This window comes from Brucella sp. MAB-22 (assembly GCF_025908475.1).
GTDB lineage: Bacteria > Pseudomonadota > Alphaproteobacteria > Rhizobiales > Rhizobiaceae > Brucella > Brucella anthropi.
Genome location: NZ_CP109781.1, coordinates 1313235 through 1329065, shown reverse-complemented (window position 1 = coordinate 1329065; position 15831 = coordinate 1313235). Strand labels below are relative to the sequence as shown.

Here is a 15831-nt window from a genome sequence, read left to right as displayed (position 1 = left end):
GATGGAATTCAAGTTCGACTCCACCCAACAATTTCAGCTTGACGCAATCGCCTCAATTGTCGGCCTTCTTGATGGGCAAGGCCATATAGGTTCAGCGCTGGTTCCCGCTGCCGGATCAACGGTGGTTCCAAATCGGCTAGAGCTGAGCGAAGACCAACTGCTTGCCAATCTGAACCGCGTCCAGACCGACAATGGGCTGAAAGCCGATACGGCGCTCGCCACGATCGAGCAGGACGCGGACCTATTTGAAGGTGTAGGCAAGGTTCGGTTTCCGAACTTTTCGGTGGAGATGGAGACGGGCACCGGCAAGACCTACGTCTATCTACGCACCGCATTGAACCTAGCCCACCGCTACGGGCTGACCAAATTCATTATCGTTGTGCCATCGGTCGCCGTCCGCGAAGGCGTACTGAAGACGATCCGCCAAACCAAAGCCCATTTCTCGGTGCTGCCCGGCCTGCCGCCTTTCCATCATTCGGTATACGCCGCCCAACCAGGACAGGTCCGCAGCTTCGCCGCATCGAATGCTGTCGAACTTATGGTGATGACCATTGACGCGTTTTCGCGGGAACAGAACGTCATCCGCAAACCACAAGAAGGCAATCCGCCGGTTATCCATCTACTTCAGGCCGTTCGGCCTGTCCTGATACTGGACGAGCCGCAGAACATGGAAAGCGAAGGCCGAATTGCCGCCTTGGCCGCGCTCAACCCACTGTTCGCACTGCGTTACAGCGCAACGCACCGGAATAGCTATAACCCGGTCTACCGGCTGACCCCGTTCGATGCCTATCGGCAAGGCTTGGTGAAGCAAATCGAAGTTGGCGCAGCCCTCGAAGAGGAAAACGCCAACCTCCCCTATGTTCGTGTCGAAAGTATCGATACGACCAAGAAGTCGCTGACAGCGCAAGTGACAGTCGATGTGCAGGCGAAGTCAGGGGCAATCACGCGGAAGACGATCAAGATCAAACCCGGCGACAAGCTTTGGGAGAAGACCAAGCGCAACGACTACGAAGGCTTGGAAGTCGCCGAAATCAATTTCCAAGCCGGGTATGTGCGTTTCACTAACAATGCTGAGGTCGCACTGGGTGCGGAAACCGGGACGCAACGGGATGCGATCTTGGAAGCGCAAATCCGGTTCACGGTCGAGCGACATTTCCAGAAACAGAAACGCATTCGCGATTTGGGCTTCAACGTCAAGGTTCTATCACTGTTCTTCGTCGATAAGGTCGAAAGTTTTCGCAGCGAAGACGGGTTGATACGTAAGCTGTTCATCAAGGCGTTCAATGAAGCCAAGACCGCTTATCCCGAATGGCGCGACAAAGACCCGAATGATGTTCAGGCGTCCTATTTCGCGTCGACCACCAACAAGAAGGGCGTGGTTTCAGTCGTCGAAAAGGAAGTGCCAACCAACGACAAGGACCGCGCGGCGCAAGCGCGTGAATTCGACCTGATTATGCGTCGGAAGGAAGATCTAATCAGCTTCGACGAACCTGTTGCATTCATCTTCTCTCATTCGGCACTGAAGGAAGGTTGGGACAATCCAAACGTCTTCCAGATTTGCACGTTGCGCGAAGTCGGCAGCGAAACGGAACGCCGCCAACAGGTTGGGCGCGGGGTGCGGCTGCCTGTCGATAGCCTGACAGGCGAACGGGTGAAGGATAACCGCGTCAACATTCTCACTGTTAGTGCGAGCGAGACCTACGAAAGCTTTGTGACCCGCCTGCAAAGCGAAATCGAAAAGGAATACGGGAAGGAGGGCGTGCCACCGAAGCCCGGCGATGCCCGCAAGAAGATCAGCCTGAAGCTGCGCAAAAACCACCTGCTAAAGCCAGAATTTCAAGAGCTTTGGAACAAGATCAAATATCGAACACGCTATGCGGTGAGCGTCGATAGCGCCAAGCTCATCGCCGATGTGATTGCAGAAATGGGCGCAATCCAAGTACACCGCCCACGCGTCGTGGTCCAAGTTGCTGGCGTCAACGCGAAGAAGGGCGAAGACCTTTTTGAAGCCATCCGCCTAGCTGACGCGAACGTCGCCATTGATCTCGAAGGCCGCTATCCTGTCCCGAACGTCGTTTCCATCATTGAGAACCTGATGGAGGCTACCTCACCGCCAATGCGCATCGGCCGCAAGACGATCCTCTCAATACTGAAAGGTGCGCCCTACCCGAAGGCCGTTGTGGACAATCCTCACGAATTCGCCAGCGCCTTGACCAGCATCATCAAAACGAAGCTCGCTGACCAACTTGTCGGCGGCATCAAGTATGAGCGCGACGGCACATGGTATGCGCAAACGCAGTTCGATGATTTGATAGAAGCCTTTGCGGAGAATGTGGTGAAGAGCGAAGCGAACGCGTTTGCAGGCGGTACGCATATCTATGATGGCGTAAACATCGATTCCGAAACGATTGAACGCCCCTTTGCCGAAGCGTTGGAGAAGGACGCCCGCGTTAAGCTGTATGTGAAGCTTCCCAGCTGGTTTTTGGTCCCGACGCCGATTGGCGGATACAATCCAGATTGGGCTATCGTCATGGATATGGGCGGCGGCCAAGATCGCCTCTATCTGGTTCGCGAAACAAAGCCTTCAACTAATTTAGACGAGTTACGGCCTGATGAGCGGCGCAAGATAGAATGCGGCAAGAGACATTTCATCGACACGCTGGGCGTTAACTATGCTGTTGTGACAACAGCGACCGTCCTTCCGTAGGATATTGGGGCACAAACAACAATGAGCATTGAAGCAACGACCACCGGCCATATCGTCCAAGCGCCGCTTTACCCGCTGTATTCGGACGTTGCCCATGCTATACGTCTATTGGATGGCGAACCTGTCCAACGGGTACGCGACATGCTTAACGCGATATTCGAGCAAACTGGGACCCCGCAAAATCCAGTTGATTGGTCGGATCCCGACACGTGGATAAACGAACGTCTTTCTGACGAGCTTCAAGATTTGGCTCGGGAAATATGGGTGGGGAGCGGGAAAACGATGAACCCCCGCTACCTAAACGGTTGCTACCTTTTCATCAATCGCTTGCGGCTTTTAGATCGCGACACTGGAAGTTATCAGATTGGAGAGCGAGGTAGGCAATTTCTAGCCAATGATGAAGCAATGCTCCGAGAACTCGACACAGCTGAAGGTATCCCGAAGCTGCTATCCCTCGTAGCTGAGCGGTCACCTTGCAAACGTGGTGACATCCTGCCGGCATGGTCGGATTATCTAAAAGCGGTTTCGCTGTTCTCAACGCCAAAGACATTCGCCGACACGCTGCGAAGACGATTGGTCAGCATCGCCGAACGTGGGCTGATCACGCGCGAAGGCAATTTCTACGCCATCACCGATGCTGGGCTGCAATGGTTGAAGGGTTTCAGCGGAGGCGCCAAGCCAGTCACCGTTGCCACGCCTTCTTCAAGGCGCACAACCGTCGCAGAAGCTGCTCATGCCCATAACGAGGAGCAGCTGGCGGCATTCCGCGAACGCTTAATGCAACTTGAACCGGTGCAGTTTGAGCATTTTATCAAAGAACTCCTCGACGCAATGGACTATGAAGACGTTCGCGTGACAAAAGTCAGTGGCGACAAGGGTGTAGATGTTGTTGCCCGCGTACAGTTCGGCATTACGGAAATCACCGAAGTGGTTCAGGTTAAGCGGACGGAAAGCACTATTACCCGACCAAAAGTCGATGAGCTTCGGGGCGCGCTCCCGTATTTCAAAGCCATTCGCGGTACGATCATCAGCCTTGGCAATTTCGCAAAAGGTGCTCAAGAGGGAGCACTGTTTGTCGGTGCAGCTCCTATCACGCTGATTGATGGCAAACGCCTTTTAGACCTTTGCATCAAGCATCAGGTGGGAGTGAAACGCCGACCAGTGGAAATATACGAAATAGACGAAGCGTTTTTCTCCGAGAAGTTCACCCGTGAGGAAGTCGAGGATGCTGCGCCGATTACCGACGACACAGAGTTACAATAAGGCATCGGGCACTGTCGGAGCGTCACAATGACTGAGACTGAACTAGAGGGTAAGGTTGAACAGGTAGAAGGGACGGCTCCTTTCTGGCTTCAGGCAACGCCTGATGACATTGCGGGGTTAGAGTTTGAAGCCCCCATCATCGGGTGCAATTCTGCCGATTGCGGTGAATTGAGCACCCTGTACCGCAAGGAAGCAAAGGGGCTAAAGGAGACGCAAGGCAACGAAGCCGCTGCGAAGGTGTTCGCGATGCTGTCCGCCGCTACGGACCTTCACTTCAAACCTAATGACCGCAACGCACCCTTCGGCGCGATGATGATCATGGGAGACCGACGATCGGCCATTCCAGAAGACTTTCGCGGTGTTCCGGTGTCGGTACTTGCCTATGCGGCCGTGAATGCCGCTAACCCGGTGCTGAGGGCGCGGCTATGTGACCTTTGTTGGCTTCTGGAGCGAAAGCGGCATCAATTGGGTCGTGCCGCAATCGCATCCTACGTTGCAATCGCGGAGGGGCTGGGTTCGGGCTCCCTCAAGGATCGTCTTGACCGCGATGATCCGCTCTTGGGGCTTACAGCACGGGATGTTCTACGACGAGCGTTGTCGATGGGTCGGCCACTCGGCTGGAATAGTGACGAGGTTATCGCCGCGCGGACGCTGCTGTCGGCAATAAGGGCGCGAGCTGTCACAAGCAGCAATCCAGTACCAGTCCATTGGTTTTTCGAGATGGACTTGGATTTTAGCATATCCGATCCGAGCGTCATCGCGGCGGAAATAGAGGCTTATCTGACAGGGGGCGTTCCCGAACCCGGCTCCCACATGATTGTGGAGCTTTGGCGCTTGGCGGCTCGTGGGTATCATCACGCGAGGGACGAGAATGGAAAGAATCGGTGCCGGACAGGTGCCGCTGAAGCGCTGGTTGCCGAGTCTGAGAAACACACTTCGGCGATGCTGGCCTCGCACTGGCTCAGCGAGGCAATTGCCGAATATCATGGCGTGCCGGGGCAGAGAGAACGACGCACCCAACTTCGTCACAAATTAATCGACGTCCAGTCCGGTATTGCGGACGAAATGTCATCATTCTCCCACCCGATGGACCTCAGCGCAATCGCGGATCAGGTCAAGGGGCAGCTTGAGGGCGAACGTGATCTCATCGACTTGCTGTTGATATTTGCAGACTTGGAACGATCCCCATCGCCAAAGAAGCTCATGGAGGATGCTGTGAAGTCTATCAACGACCATCCGCTTTCTTCTTTGTTCGGTGCGTCATTTCACGACCACGAAGGCAAGGTGATTCACAAGTCCGAGGGTGGAGGTTTCGGAGATGGTGACAACGGCGATGCTATCCGCGTGCAAATTTCTCAGCATGAAAGTATGCGCAGAGGTATCCACGTTTCAGGACAAGTTCAGATAGCGCGTCAATATATCACCGGGAATTATTATGTCGGTGAAGATACATTTCAGGCTCTTATCCGGCATAGTCCATTCGTACCGAACGATCTGGTCAACACTTTCAGTCGGGGCTTTGCTCGCTTCTTCGAAGGAGACTGCGTAAGCGCTCTCTATATCTTGACGCCCATGCTGGAAAATTCTCTTCGCCACATTCTGAAACTGAACGGCCATGACGTCACAACGTTCGACGATGCCAAGCAGGTACAAGAAGATCGCACCATATCGGCGCTTTTTGAGCAGATGCGTCCAGAATTGGAAGAGGCGTTCGGCGACGCCATCACGGCAGACATTGACAACGTCTTTTTGTCCAAACCGGGACCAAGCCTTCGCCATGCGGTTGCTCATGGGCTTTTGAACGACAGCAGCCCCTATGGTACTGACGCGATATATGCTTGTTGGCTCATTTTTCGCCTTTGTTGCATTCCGCTTTTTGGTCAGCGGAAACATCTGACGCTTCCATCCTAGACAGGCGCTTGGACCATCATTGTTTCTCGCTGTTTGAACACACCTATCTGAAAGAGTTTGCTGCCGATGTCTGACGACAACCTCATCCTCTACACCACTGAAGACGGCCGTAGCCGGATCGAATTGCGCACAATTGATGGAACGGCATGGATGACACAAGCCCAAATGGCTGAATTGTTCCAGACGTCTCCACAGGCAATGACCCAACAAATCAGCAGCATCTACGAGGAGCAGGAGCTGAACGAAGAGGCAACTTGTAAGGAACTCTTACAAGTTCGAACCGAGGGCAATCGCACGGTTTCCCGTGCGTTGAAGCACTACAATCTCGATATGATCCTCGCCGTGGGATATCGTGTTCGGTCGGCGCGGGGAGTTCAGTTCCGCCGATGGGCCACGACGACACTGACCGAGTACCTGATCAAGGGATTCGTGATAGACGATATCAGGTTAAAGCAGCCGGGTTATGACTATTTCGACGAACTGCTTGAGCGCATTCGCGACATCAGGGCGTCGGAAGCTCGCTTCTACCAAAAGGTTCGCGATATTCTGGCACTCAGCGAGGATTACGATCCAAACTTGAAATCCGTGAACACGTTCTATGCGACCATCCAGAACAAGATGCTGCACGCAGTCACCGGCTATACTGCCGCCGAATTGATTGTCGCCCGCGCGGACGCCACCGCGCCGAATATGGGACTGACTTCATGGAAAGGGGCGCGGGTAAGAAAGGGCGATGTCGTAACTGCGAAGAATTATCTCGCACAGCCTGAGATTTCAGAACTGAACCTCATCGTCACAATGTTTCTGGACACAGCAGATTTACGCGCCAGACGCCGACAATCCATGCACTTGGTTGAATGGGAAACGGTACTCGATAATTTCTTGCAATCTAACGAACTGAATATCCTCAAAAACGCAGGTTCCGTATCCCACAAGCAGGCCACCAAGATTGCCGAAGCGCATTACGAGAATTTTGATGAGGCTCGCAAAGAAGCCGCACACTTGGAGGATGCGAAGGCAGACGAAGTGGATGAGTTGAAACGCATTGCCGATGAGATGAAAAAAGGTGGAAAGGACAAGGTGTGATCGCGCTTCCTCCCATGCAGGATTTAACAGGCAGGCGCGTTAATAAACGAAATCGCCTTTTCGTTTATTAACGACAATCGCTAATTAAAGGGCGGAAACCAACGCTGCGGATAGTTTTTCATTTCAAGAATCGCCAGTTCCCTGACACCATCGAGACAGCGGATTCCACTCCCCCGCCTGACTGTTGGGACCCGTTGATAGGGGGAGGCCCCGCGCTTGTGGCCCAAATTACCATTTAGTAGGGCAATTTTGAAAGTGTAGTGGGTTAGTAGCGTTACGGGATAATAGGGGATGCAACCGGGTGACACAGTGTGCTATCCTTCAATTCCCGAAAGCGGAGTCAATCCAAAGGCTTGTACAACGATGTCTAACCAGATAGCAAGACGTCTAACTATCTGAAATCATTACGAATTACAATTCGTAATGATGGGGTCAGGTGTTCGAGTCACCTAAGCGGCACCATAAAATCAATGATTTAGCCAGTTTTCGTTTTCACCACATTGACGCTAGCAATCAAATAGCAATCATCGTCGTGTAGCGCGCAAAATCGAATGACAACAGTTTTACGATTTCAAAGAACTGAGCGGAACGTTCATTGAAGCCCCACTAAAGGGGCCGTTAAGCCCTCCCGCTAATTATCAGTTCGTTGACCACCTTCCCCTTACCGTCAGCCGCTGCGTAGGTCAGGTCCACATCTTCGATGTCGAAGACCGAAAAGATCGATCGGATCTCCGGCACGTCGTTGATGGACATGATAAAGCGACCCTTGATGCGACCGAGGCGCTCGGCCATCACCTCGTATTGGCCTCGGCTGAACAACTCCTTCCCATAACAGTCCTCGCTGCCCCAATACGGCGGATCGAGATAAAACAGCGTCTCCGGTCGGTCGTAGCGGTCGATGAAGGCGCTCCAGTCGAGGTTCTCAATGACGCCAGACGCAAGGCGTTCATGGGTTCTGTCGCAGTGGCGTCAGTCTCACTGCATGAAGCGGGCAATAGCACCACTACGCGGCTGAACCGAAAGGTCTTCATCATCCTGATCGGTTTCGAGCCGCTGCAGAATCGGGCAATGGGGGCGATGGTCGCCGTGACAGGCGTTGACCAACGTCGTGAGTGTCTGGGTCATGTCTTGCAGATCGGCGATCTTCTTCTGGAGTTCGTCGATATGAACTTGTGCCAAACGTTTGACTACCGCGCTCTGTCGCGTCTCGTCACGCCATAACCCGAGAAGATCACCTATCTCCGCAACGGAAAAGCCGAGATCTCTGGCTCGCCGTATGAAACGGAGCATATGCACGTCTGTGTCCGAATAGTCGCGGTAGCCGGAAGCTGTTCGGTCGGCAGCAGGTATGAGGCCGGTCTGCTCATAGTAGCGGATCATCTTGGCTGATACGCCGGATGCTTTAGAGGCTTGTCCAATATTCATGTAATCACTCCCGCAATCTTCAGGCCAGCAAAGCCTTAAGAGCATTTTCGCGAGAGCCGATCTGGAACGTGCAAGTATCGCCTTTATTGGGTAGACAGATTGCTGCGTTCCTCGTCTCTGGAGTTCTAACAAGACCATTCATAGCTGACTCCTTTTTCGTTCCGAAATTCAGGTTCAGTCGAAGTATGGTTCTTCCAACCGTGGGAAGGTCAATGATATTTTTCTTGTTTTTTCCGCTTGACCTTTCCACGGTTGGAAGAACCACCTTGCATGTCATGAGACCCAAACAAGGAGAAATCTCATGGAATTGAAAATCGAAGGCATGACCTGCGGCGGGTGCGCCAAATCTGTAACTATGGCGATCCAATCGGTAGATTCCGGCGCTAAGGTCGACACCAATCCGACAGAGCGCGCGGTCAAGGTCGAAACAACTGCGACACTGGCGTCTGTCTTGAAGGTTCTCGAGGAAGCAGGTTATCCCGCAACCGCTAACTGAATAGGAACAAGATCGCGCTGATATTCATCACGGATGTGCTTGCGATCAGCGCGGGCATGGCGATCGCACAAGGCTAGATGACAACGGATAATCCATGCACTGTCACGATATGTCTGCAATGTAGAAGCCCTTTGTCGAGCAGCCCTTCGACAAAGGCTTCTACAGTCTCCATGGATACCATGATGAAGAAATGAATCGCCGATCACAGCGACTAGCTGCCTGGAACCGCCGCCGCGTATCATGACCATACGCAGCGGCGGCTTTTTATTTCAGTATTATTCTCCGCCGGAAATCATCGGTATGGGGCTGTCCTGTCTGGAACGCATCTCGGAAAAAGTGAAAAGGTTTCGAACAGGTCGGCTTTCGGAGCAAAGTTAAAGGGCGCAAATCTGATCCAGACCTGCGCTCTATCATCACGTTGTCCACTTCGTCGATTTGCACAGCGATTTTAGTGGCGAGCAACAATACTCTGAGTTTTCGCCGCCTGCTGCCGGCTCATCTGTTCAAGCAAGGCTCGCAACTGGTTTTCATCCACAGCATCTGCAGCCATGACCGCGCGGATTATGGGATCCGAGAGTAGTTCCTGAGCGGTTGGCTCCGGGTAACAGTCGAATCTATTGCACATATGAATTCTCTCCCTTCATACTCTCTCTCTCAGGATTGACCCTTGATCCAGTTCACTGGGCTGGTGTTTGGTTAGGCCCGTCATCGGGCGTGAAAAACACATCGGCATGCATGTCCTCAACACGTAATCCGCGCGCCAAGGCGAGCTGAATGGCAGCGTCAACCATTCCCGGTGGGCCGGCGACATAGGCCTTCCACCCATCAAGGTCCATCAGGTCGTCGGCAACCGCCTTTGTCACAAAACCACAGCGGTACTGTGTCGCTTCTGCCTCGGATAACACCACCACAAAGGTAAGATTGGCATACTGTTCGGCCAAGGACTGAAAATGCTCGACGAGGTAGAGATCACACTCGCTGCGTGCTCCGAAATAAACATGGATCGGCTGCTTCATGCCGTGAGCAAGGGCGGTCTCAACGATCGACTTGATCGGCGCAAGGCCGGAACCGCCAGCGATGCACAGCATCGGGCCGGAATGATTTTGGCGCAGATAGGAGGAACCAAGGGGAAATTCGAGTTCAACTTTGTCACCGGACTTCAGCGCGCCGTGTATGTGTTCGGACGTAATACCTCCTGCGACGCGGCGAACGTGAAATTCCAGACTGCCCTCACCTACACGGTTGGCCATGGAATAGCTGCGCATCGGAGTTCCGGTAAATCTGATCTGGGCATATTGTCCGGCGGTAAACGGCAAAGACGAGCCATCTGCAGGCGCAATTCGTATCAGTTTGATGTCGTGCGTGAGGTCATATAGTCCGATCACGACCGCATCAAGACGCCGCGGAGCCTCCACGGCCTTTTCGTCGCTGACAAGCCACGCGACAGCAACATCCGTTTGCGGCAATGCGCAGCACGCGAGGATCAAGCCGTCGGATTTCTCCTCCTCAGTCAGTGCAAAGCGCGAGTGCTGAAGCAATTGAACCTCACCCTCGATCAGGCGCGATTTGCATGAACCGCAGCGACCGGATCGGCAGCCATGAGGATAGGAAATACCGGCAGCGAGTGCAGCTTCGAGGATTGTTTGTCCGTTCGAGACTTCCAGTCGGGTCCGTGTCTGTCGTATATCAACGTTTCTTCTGGTCATCCGGCTTTCCTTACAGTCCATCATTCAATCCGAGGGCCTTGAGCAAACCTGGCTTCTGCCGCACGAATGTTCCGTAGAAAATTTCGGAACCGACAATCGTGATCGGAGCCACCCGAACCCCTGTGCGCGCTTTGGCTTCCTCGGCAATCTCCGGCTCACTTAGGTCGCGCTCCTCATAGGAAAGCCCCTGCTCGGAGAGCCAGCGCTTAAGGGCATGACAGTCCGGACAAGTCGGGGTTGTGTAAATGAGAATGTGTGGCGTACTGGTGTGCGTCATATCTGGGCCTTTCACTCGGTGGACGTGCTTGCGTTCCCAGTCCGGCCGACAATCGACTGGCGTTCTGAGCGGAATTTTTGTCAGCCTGCAGCTTCCAATACTTGTAAGGTCAAGACCGTTTTTTTGCGCAGGGACGTGACCCGATCACGAACAGTGCGAAGGCTCCGGCCCTCACATGCAAGAGCAGCATCGTTTGATCGATCGCTTCTTCTCTTTCCCGGAATATTGGCGAAACAACGCGCGAGATTGGCCGCCAAACGAGGTTGCAGCTGCCACCAATACTCTCCTTGGGAAAATAACTCTCAGGGCCTTGACCTTTCCACCGTTGGAAACAGCAAGGTCGTCAAATGACCGTCGTCATGTCCCGCTGGCAGACGCTGCGGCCCTATGAAGGAGAACGAGAATGAGTAATAGAGCCGCCGCCCTGTTCCTGGCCGGCGCCGTCATCGTTGGTGGTACCTTTTATGCGGTCTATCGAGACGATATCGAGCCATATACCCAAAGATTCCTCTCGCTTGTTTCATCCGCAGCCGCACAGCCCGCTCAAATGCCTGCTCCCCAAGTACCGGTTGCCGAGGTCGTCACACGCAATGTTGCCCCATCCGTAGAGTTTACCGGTCATACCGAGGCCACAAGGACAGTTGACCTGCGTCCACGTGTAGGTGGGGCCATAGTTAGCGTCAGCGTTCCTGAAGGCGGCCTTGTTCGACCCGGCGATCTTCTGTTCCAGATCGATGCAAGGCCGTTCCAGGTCGCATTGGATGCAGCCAAAGCTCAATTGCAGCAGGCTATTGCTTTGCTTGATCAGGCTGAGATCGATTTCAAACGCGCTGAAGCGCTGGCTCCGAATGGGACTGTATCGCGTAAGACCTTTGATGATGCGAGGGCTGCACTTAGGCAGCGCAAGGCTCAGGTGGAGATCGTCAAGGCTGCCATTGCAGCTGCAGAACTCGATCTGTCTTTCACGCGTGTCACAGCACCGATTGCCGGTCGCGTTGATCGCGTTCTTGTCACAGAAGGCAATCTCGTTACCGGCGGCAATGCGGGGGCTGCCACGCTTCTCACCACGATTGTTTCGACCGATCCACTCTATGTTTATTTCGATATCGATGAAGCAACCTATCTGGAATTCGCAGCTCGTGGACGCGCATCCGTGACGGAGGGCGAAGCAGACAGGCTTCCGGTTAAGGTCGGCTTGATGACCGATAATGGCCACCCGCTTGTCGGCGAACTCGATTTTCTCGGCAACCGCATCGACCGGGGCACAGGCACGATCAGAGCCCGTGCAATCGTTCAGAATTACGACGACAGGCTGGCTCCTGGCCTTTTCGTCCGAGTGAAGCTCGTGACTGCCGAACCGACCCAAACCGTACTCATTGATGAGCAGGCGATTGCCGTCGACCAAGGGCGACGCTATGTGCTGGTACTCGGAGCGGAGAATAAGGCAGAGTACCGCCCGATTGAACTGGGACCGATGATCGACGGAATGCGCGTTATTTCTGCGGGACTCAAGTCCGGTGAAAAAATCATCATCAAGGGGCTCGTTCGCCCCGGAATGGAAGTCGATCCGCAGATAGTGCCGATGCTCTCCAACCAGCAGGGCGAAGCTGCCCAGGCTGCAGCAGATGTTCGGGAGGCGCATCGATGAACATCCCGCGCTTTTTCGTAGATCGCCCGATCTTTGCGGTTGTCCTCTCTGTCCTGATGTTGATTGGTGGAGGACTCACACTCCTGAAGCTGCCCTTGAGTGAGTATCCGCAGGTAACTCCTCCAACGGTGCAGGTTACGGCGAACTATCCGGGTGCCAGCCCTGAAGTGATCGCCGAAACGGTCGCCGCGCCGCTGGAGCAGGTCATTAATGGCGTGGAGAATATGCTCTATATGAGCTCGCAGGCTGCCACCGATGGACGTATGACGTTGACCGTGACGTTCCAGCAGGGCACGGATCCTGACATGGCGCAAATTCAGGTGCAGAATCGCGTCTCACGCGCGCTTCCGCGTCTGCCGCAGGAGGTTCAGCGCATCGGCGTGGTGACGCAAAAGACTTCGCCCGATATCCTGATGGTGGTTCATCTCGTATCACCCGATGATCGCTATGATCCGCTCTATCTGTCGAATTTCGCCACCTTGCAGGTACGCGACCAGCTTGCGCGTATCTCGGGTGTAGGCGACGTGCTTGTCTGGGGGGCTGGTGAATACTCCATGCGGGTCTGGCTTGATCCAGCGAAAGTGGCCGCCCGCGGTTTGACCGCTTCGGACGTCGTGGCAGCAATTCAGGAGCAGAATGCCCAGGTAGCCGCAGGCTCGGTAGGCCAACAACCAGATGCCTCGGCTGCACTTCAGGTTACGGTCAATACACTCGGCAGGTTATCCAATGAGGAACAGTTCGGCGATATCGTCGTCAAGACCGGCGCTGATGGTCAGGTTACCCGGTTGCGGGACGTTTCACGAATCGAACTAGGGGCTGACGGCTATGCTCTACGCAGTCTTCTCGATGGAAAACCGGCACTGGCGATGCAGATCGTCCAGAGCCCCGGCGCCAACGCACTCGATGTAGCCAGTGCCATTCGCGGCACCATGGAAGAACTGCAGAAGGGGTTTCCCGAAGGGATCGAATATCGCATTGCCTATGATCCCACAGTCTTCGTGAAAGCCTCCCTTGAGGCTGTCGTGATGACATTGCTTGAAGCCATTGTCCTGGTCGTAATCGTTGTCGTGCTCTTCCTTCAGACTTGGCGTGCTTCGATCATTCCTTTGGTCGCCGTGCCGATATCGTTGGTCGGCACATTCGCCCTCATGTATATGTTCGGTTTCTCGCTGAACACGCTATCTCTGTTCGGCTTGGTGCTGTCCATCGGAATTGTGGTTGATGACGCTATCGTCGTCGTCGAAAATGTCGAGCGTCACATCGCGCTCGGCGAAACGCCCAAGCAAGCTGCTCGCAAGGCTATGGACGAAGTGACGGGACCAATCATTGCCATTACGTCTGTGCTCTCGGCGGTCTTTATCCCCTCCGCATTTTTGTCCGGCCTGCAAGGTGAGTTCTATCGCCAGTTCGCCCTCACAATCGCAATTTCGACCATCCTGTCGGCAATCAACTCCCTCACACTTTCTCCTGCGCTTGCAGGTGTGCTCTTGAAGCCGCATCACGGCGACGTGAAACGTGATCTCCTGACACGGGTGATCGACGGTTTGTTCGGCTGGTTCTTCAGGCTCTTCAACCGGTTCTTCGACAGTGCATCGACTGCCTATGTCTGGTCGGTGCGACGGGCCTTGAGGTTGAGCGCGTTCGTCCTGTTCGTCTATGCTGGCCTGCTCGGCATGACATGGATGGGGTTCCAGACTGTACCCAGCGGCTTTGTTCCGGCTCAGGACAAATATTATCTCGTTGGTATTGCGCAGCTGCCAACGGGAGCGTCGCTCGACAGAACCGAGGCGGTGGTTAAGAAAATGTCGGAGATCGCACTTGCCGAACCCGGCGTGGAAAGTGTCGTCGCTTTCCCGGGGCTTTCGGTCAATGGCATGGTCAATATCCCGAACGCTGCTGTCATGTTCACGATGCTCAAGCCCTTTGACGAACGTAACGATCCCTCCTTGTCCGCCTTTGCCATAGCAGGCCGCTTGATGGGCAAGTTCAGCCAGATACCTGATGGTTTTGCCGGTATATTTCCGCCACCGCCGGTTCCTGGCCTCGGTACGACTGGAGGTTTCAAAATCCAGATCGAAGACAGGGCCGGCCTGGGGCTTGAAGCGCTTGCCGGGGCGCAAGGGGCAATCATGGCCAAGGCGATGCAGGCACCGGAACTCGCGGGCATGCTTGCAAGCTTCCAGATGAATGCGCCACAGGTTCAGGTGGATATCGACCGGGTGAAAGCCAAATCGCAAGGTGTGCCCCTCAACACAATTTTTGAAACGCTGCAGGTGAACCTTGGTTCTCTCTATGTGAATGATTTCAATCGTTTTGGCAGGACTTATCGGGTGGTTGTCCAGGCAGATGCGCCTTTCCGGATGCACCCGGAAGATATTGGCCGACTGAAGGTGCGCAACATGGCGGGCGAAATGATTCCGTTGTCGGCGCTTTTGACGATCCAGCATAGTTCGGGACCGGATCGTGTCATGCATTACAACAGCTTTCCATCAGCTGATATCAGCGGCGGTCCGGCCCCCGACTATTCGTTCGGACAGGCAACAGCCGCAATAGAACGCATCATGACAGAAACCCTGCCATCCGGCATGGCCTTCGAATGGACGGAGCTCGCCTATCAGGAGAAGCAGGCCGGAAACACGGCAATGTATATCTTCCCACTTTCCGTTCTACTCGCTTTTCTCATTCTGGCTGCCCAGTATAATAGCTGGTCATTACCGCTTGCTGTATTGCTGATCGCGCCGATGGCTCTCCTTTCGGCAATTGTCGGAGTCTGGCTTACCGGTGGCGACAACAACATTTTTACTCAGATCGGTTTCGTCGTTCTGGTTGGCCTTGCTGCCAAGAATGCGATCCTGATCGTCGAGTTCGCGCGAGCGAAGGAAAATGAGGGCGTCGATCCGTTAAATGCGGTGCTAGAGGCGGCACGGCTTCGACTTCGACCCATCCTGATGACTTCGCTCGCCTTCATTGCCGGTGTCGTGCCACTTGTGATCGCAACAGGAGCGGGTGCCGAAATGCGGCATGTCATGGGCATAGCCGTGTTTTCCGGCATGCTCGGCGTCACGTTGTTCGGGCTGCTCCTGACGCCGATATTCTACGTCGTGGTGCGAAAACTCGCATTGCGTCGAGATAAAAATGTTGCAGGATCGGCACAAGAACAGAAACCATGACAATAAGCCGAAGCAACCTGACATAAGGGAATGCAGAAGAAAACTTGGACTATCAAGAAGATGGTTCATGTATTCATACGAAGACAATATCCGAGCAAAAACACATTAAACGGCCAATTCCAAGAATACGGCGTCGGCTTGA

The 15831-nt window shown here is 54.2% G+C and carries 10 protein-coding genes and 1 pseudogene; 7 read left to right on the top strand and 4 right to left on the bottom strand.

Annotated features, from left to right (window positions below; all coding sequences use genetic code 11):
* Position 1 precedes the first annotated feature (1 nt).
* The 4 genes from OHI65_RS06020 to OHI65_RS06005 all read left to right on the top strand — a co-directional run bounded on the left by OHI65_RS06020 (position 2) and on the right by OHI65_RS06005 (position 6967).
* Complete coding sequence (locus OHI65_RS06020) at positions 2-2707, top strand: DEAD/DEAH box helicase family protein (protein WP_264358538.1); 2706 nt, start codon at positions 2-4, stop codon at positions 2705-2707.
* Between the two features lie 21 nt (positions 2708-2728).
* Positions 2729-3970 (top strand): restriction endonuclease, encoded by a 1242-nt coding sequence (locus OHI65_RS06015; protein ID WP_125301015.1) that lies wholly within the window; start codon positions 2729-2731, stop codon positions 3968-3970.
* A 27-nt stretch (positions 3971-3997) separates the two neighbouring features.
* Positions 3998-5881, top strand: coding sequence for a DUF4209 domain-containing protein (locus OHI65_RS06010; protein WP_235824418.1), 1884 nt, complete (start codon positions 3998-4000; stop codon positions 5879-5881).
* A gap of 66 nt (positions 5882-5947) precedes the next feature.
* Positions 5948-6967, top strand: coding sequence for a virulence RhuM family protein (locus tag OHI65_RS06005; RefSeq protein WP_264358537.1), 1020 nt, complete (start codon positions 5948-5950; stop codon positions 6965-6967).
* Between the two features lie 618 nt (positions 6968-7585).
* Here the strand turns inward: OHI65_RS06005 and OHI65_RS23000 are convergent.
* Both OHI65_RS23000 and cueR read right to left on the bottom strand, forming a co-directional pair.
* Positions 7586-7918: pseudogene (locus tag OHI65_RS23000) on the bottom strand (DNA adenine methylase); the annotation flags it as partial.
* A 24-nt stretch (positions 7919-7942) separates the two neighbouring features.
* Positions 7943-8392, bottom strand: coding sequence for a Cu(I)-responsive transcriptional regulator (gene cueR / locus OHI65_RS05995; protein WP_010659229.1), 450 nt, complete (start codon positions 8390-8392; stop codon positions 7943-7945).
* A 301-nt stretch (positions 8393-8693) separates the two neighbouring features.
* Between cueR and OHI65_RS05990 the strand changes: the two genes are divergently transcribed.
* A complete protein-coding gene (locus OHI65_RS05990; protein WP_010659230.1) occupies positions 8694-8888 on the top strand; it encodes a heavy-metal-associated domain-containing protein in 195 nt (64 codons plus the stop codon).
* A gap of 677 nt (positions 8889-9565) precedes the next feature.
* On the opposite strand, the gene OHI65_RS05985 is transcribed toward OHI65_RS05990, so the two are convergent.
* Positions 9566-10594, bottom strand: a complete 1029-nt coding sequence (locus tag OHI65_RS05985) for a 2Fe-2S iron-sulfur cluster-binding protein (protein WP_125301017.1) — start codon at positions 10592-10594, stop codon at positions 9566-9568.
* A 10-nt stretch (positions 10595-10604) separates the two neighbouring features.
* Positions 10605-10871: a glutaredoxin family protein gene (locus OHI65_RS05980; protein WP_010659232.1), complete on the bottom strand. Its 267-nt coding sequence runs from the start codon at positions 10869-10871 to the stop codon at positions 10605-10607.
* Between the two features lie 403 nt (positions 10872-11274).
* On the opposite strand from OHI65_RS05980, the gene OHI65_RS05975 reads away from it, so the two are divergent.
* Positions 11275-12519, top strand: a complete 1245-nt coding sequence (locus OHI65_RS05975) for an efflux RND transporter periplasmic adaptor subunit (RefSeq protein WP_125301018.1) — start codon at positions 11275-11277, stop codon at positions 12517-12519.
* Positions 12516-15689 (top strand): efflux RND transporter permease subunit, encoded by a 3174-nt coding sequence (locus tag OHI65_RS05970; protein WP_125301019.1) that lies wholly within the window; start codon positions 12516-12518, stop codon positions 15687-15689. Before OHI65_RS05975 ends, OHI65_RS05970 begins: the two co-directional genes overlap by 4 nt.
* The last annotated feature ends 142 nt before the right edge of the window (positions 15690-15831 follow it).

What these genes read in the sequence shown, in the direction of transcription:
- cueR (WP_010659229.1), bottom strand. Translation starts at nt 8,392, where the DNA reads ATGAATATTGGACAAGCCTCTAAAGCATCCGGCGTATCAGCCAAGATG.
- OHI65_RS05980 (WP_010659232.1), bottom strand. Translation starts at nt 10,871, where the DNA reads ATGACGCACACCAGTACGCCACACATTCTCATTTACACAACCCCGACT.
- OHI65_RS05970 (WP_125301019.1), top strand. Translation starts at nt 12,516, where the DNA reads ATGAACATCCCGCGCTTTTTCGTAGATCGCCCGATCTTTGCGGTTGTC.
- OHI65_RS06020 (WP_264358538.1), top strand. Translation starts at nt 2, where the DNA reads ATGGAATTCAAGTTCGACTCCACCCAACAATTTCAGCTTGACGCAATC.
- OHI65_RS05975 (WP_125301018.1), top strand. Translation starts at nt 11,275, where the DNA reads ATGAGTAATAGAGCCGCCGCCCTGTTCCTGGCCGGCGCCGTCATCGTT.
- OHI65_RS06005 (WP_264358537.1), top strand. Translation starts at nt 5,948, where the DNA reads ATGTCTGACGACAACCTCATCCTCTACACCACTGAAGACGGCCGTAGC.
- OHI65_RS06015 (WP_125301015.1), top strand. Translation starts at nt 2,729, where the DNA reads ATGAGCATTGAAGCAACGACCACCGGCCATATCGTCCAAGCGCCGCTT.
- OHI65_RS06010 (WP_235824418.1), top strand. Translation starts at nt 3,998, where the DNA reads ATGACTGAGACTGAACTAGAGGGTAAGGTTGAACAGGTAGAAGGGACG.
- OHI65_RS05990 (WP_010659230.1), top strand. Translation starts at nt 8,694, where the DNA reads ATGGAATTGAAAATCGAAGGCATGACCTGCGGCGGGTGCGCCAAATCT.
- OHI65_RS05985 (WP_125301017.1), bottom strand. Translation starts at nt 10,594, where the DNA reads ATGACCAGAAGAAACGTTGATATACGACAGACACGGACCCGACTGGAA.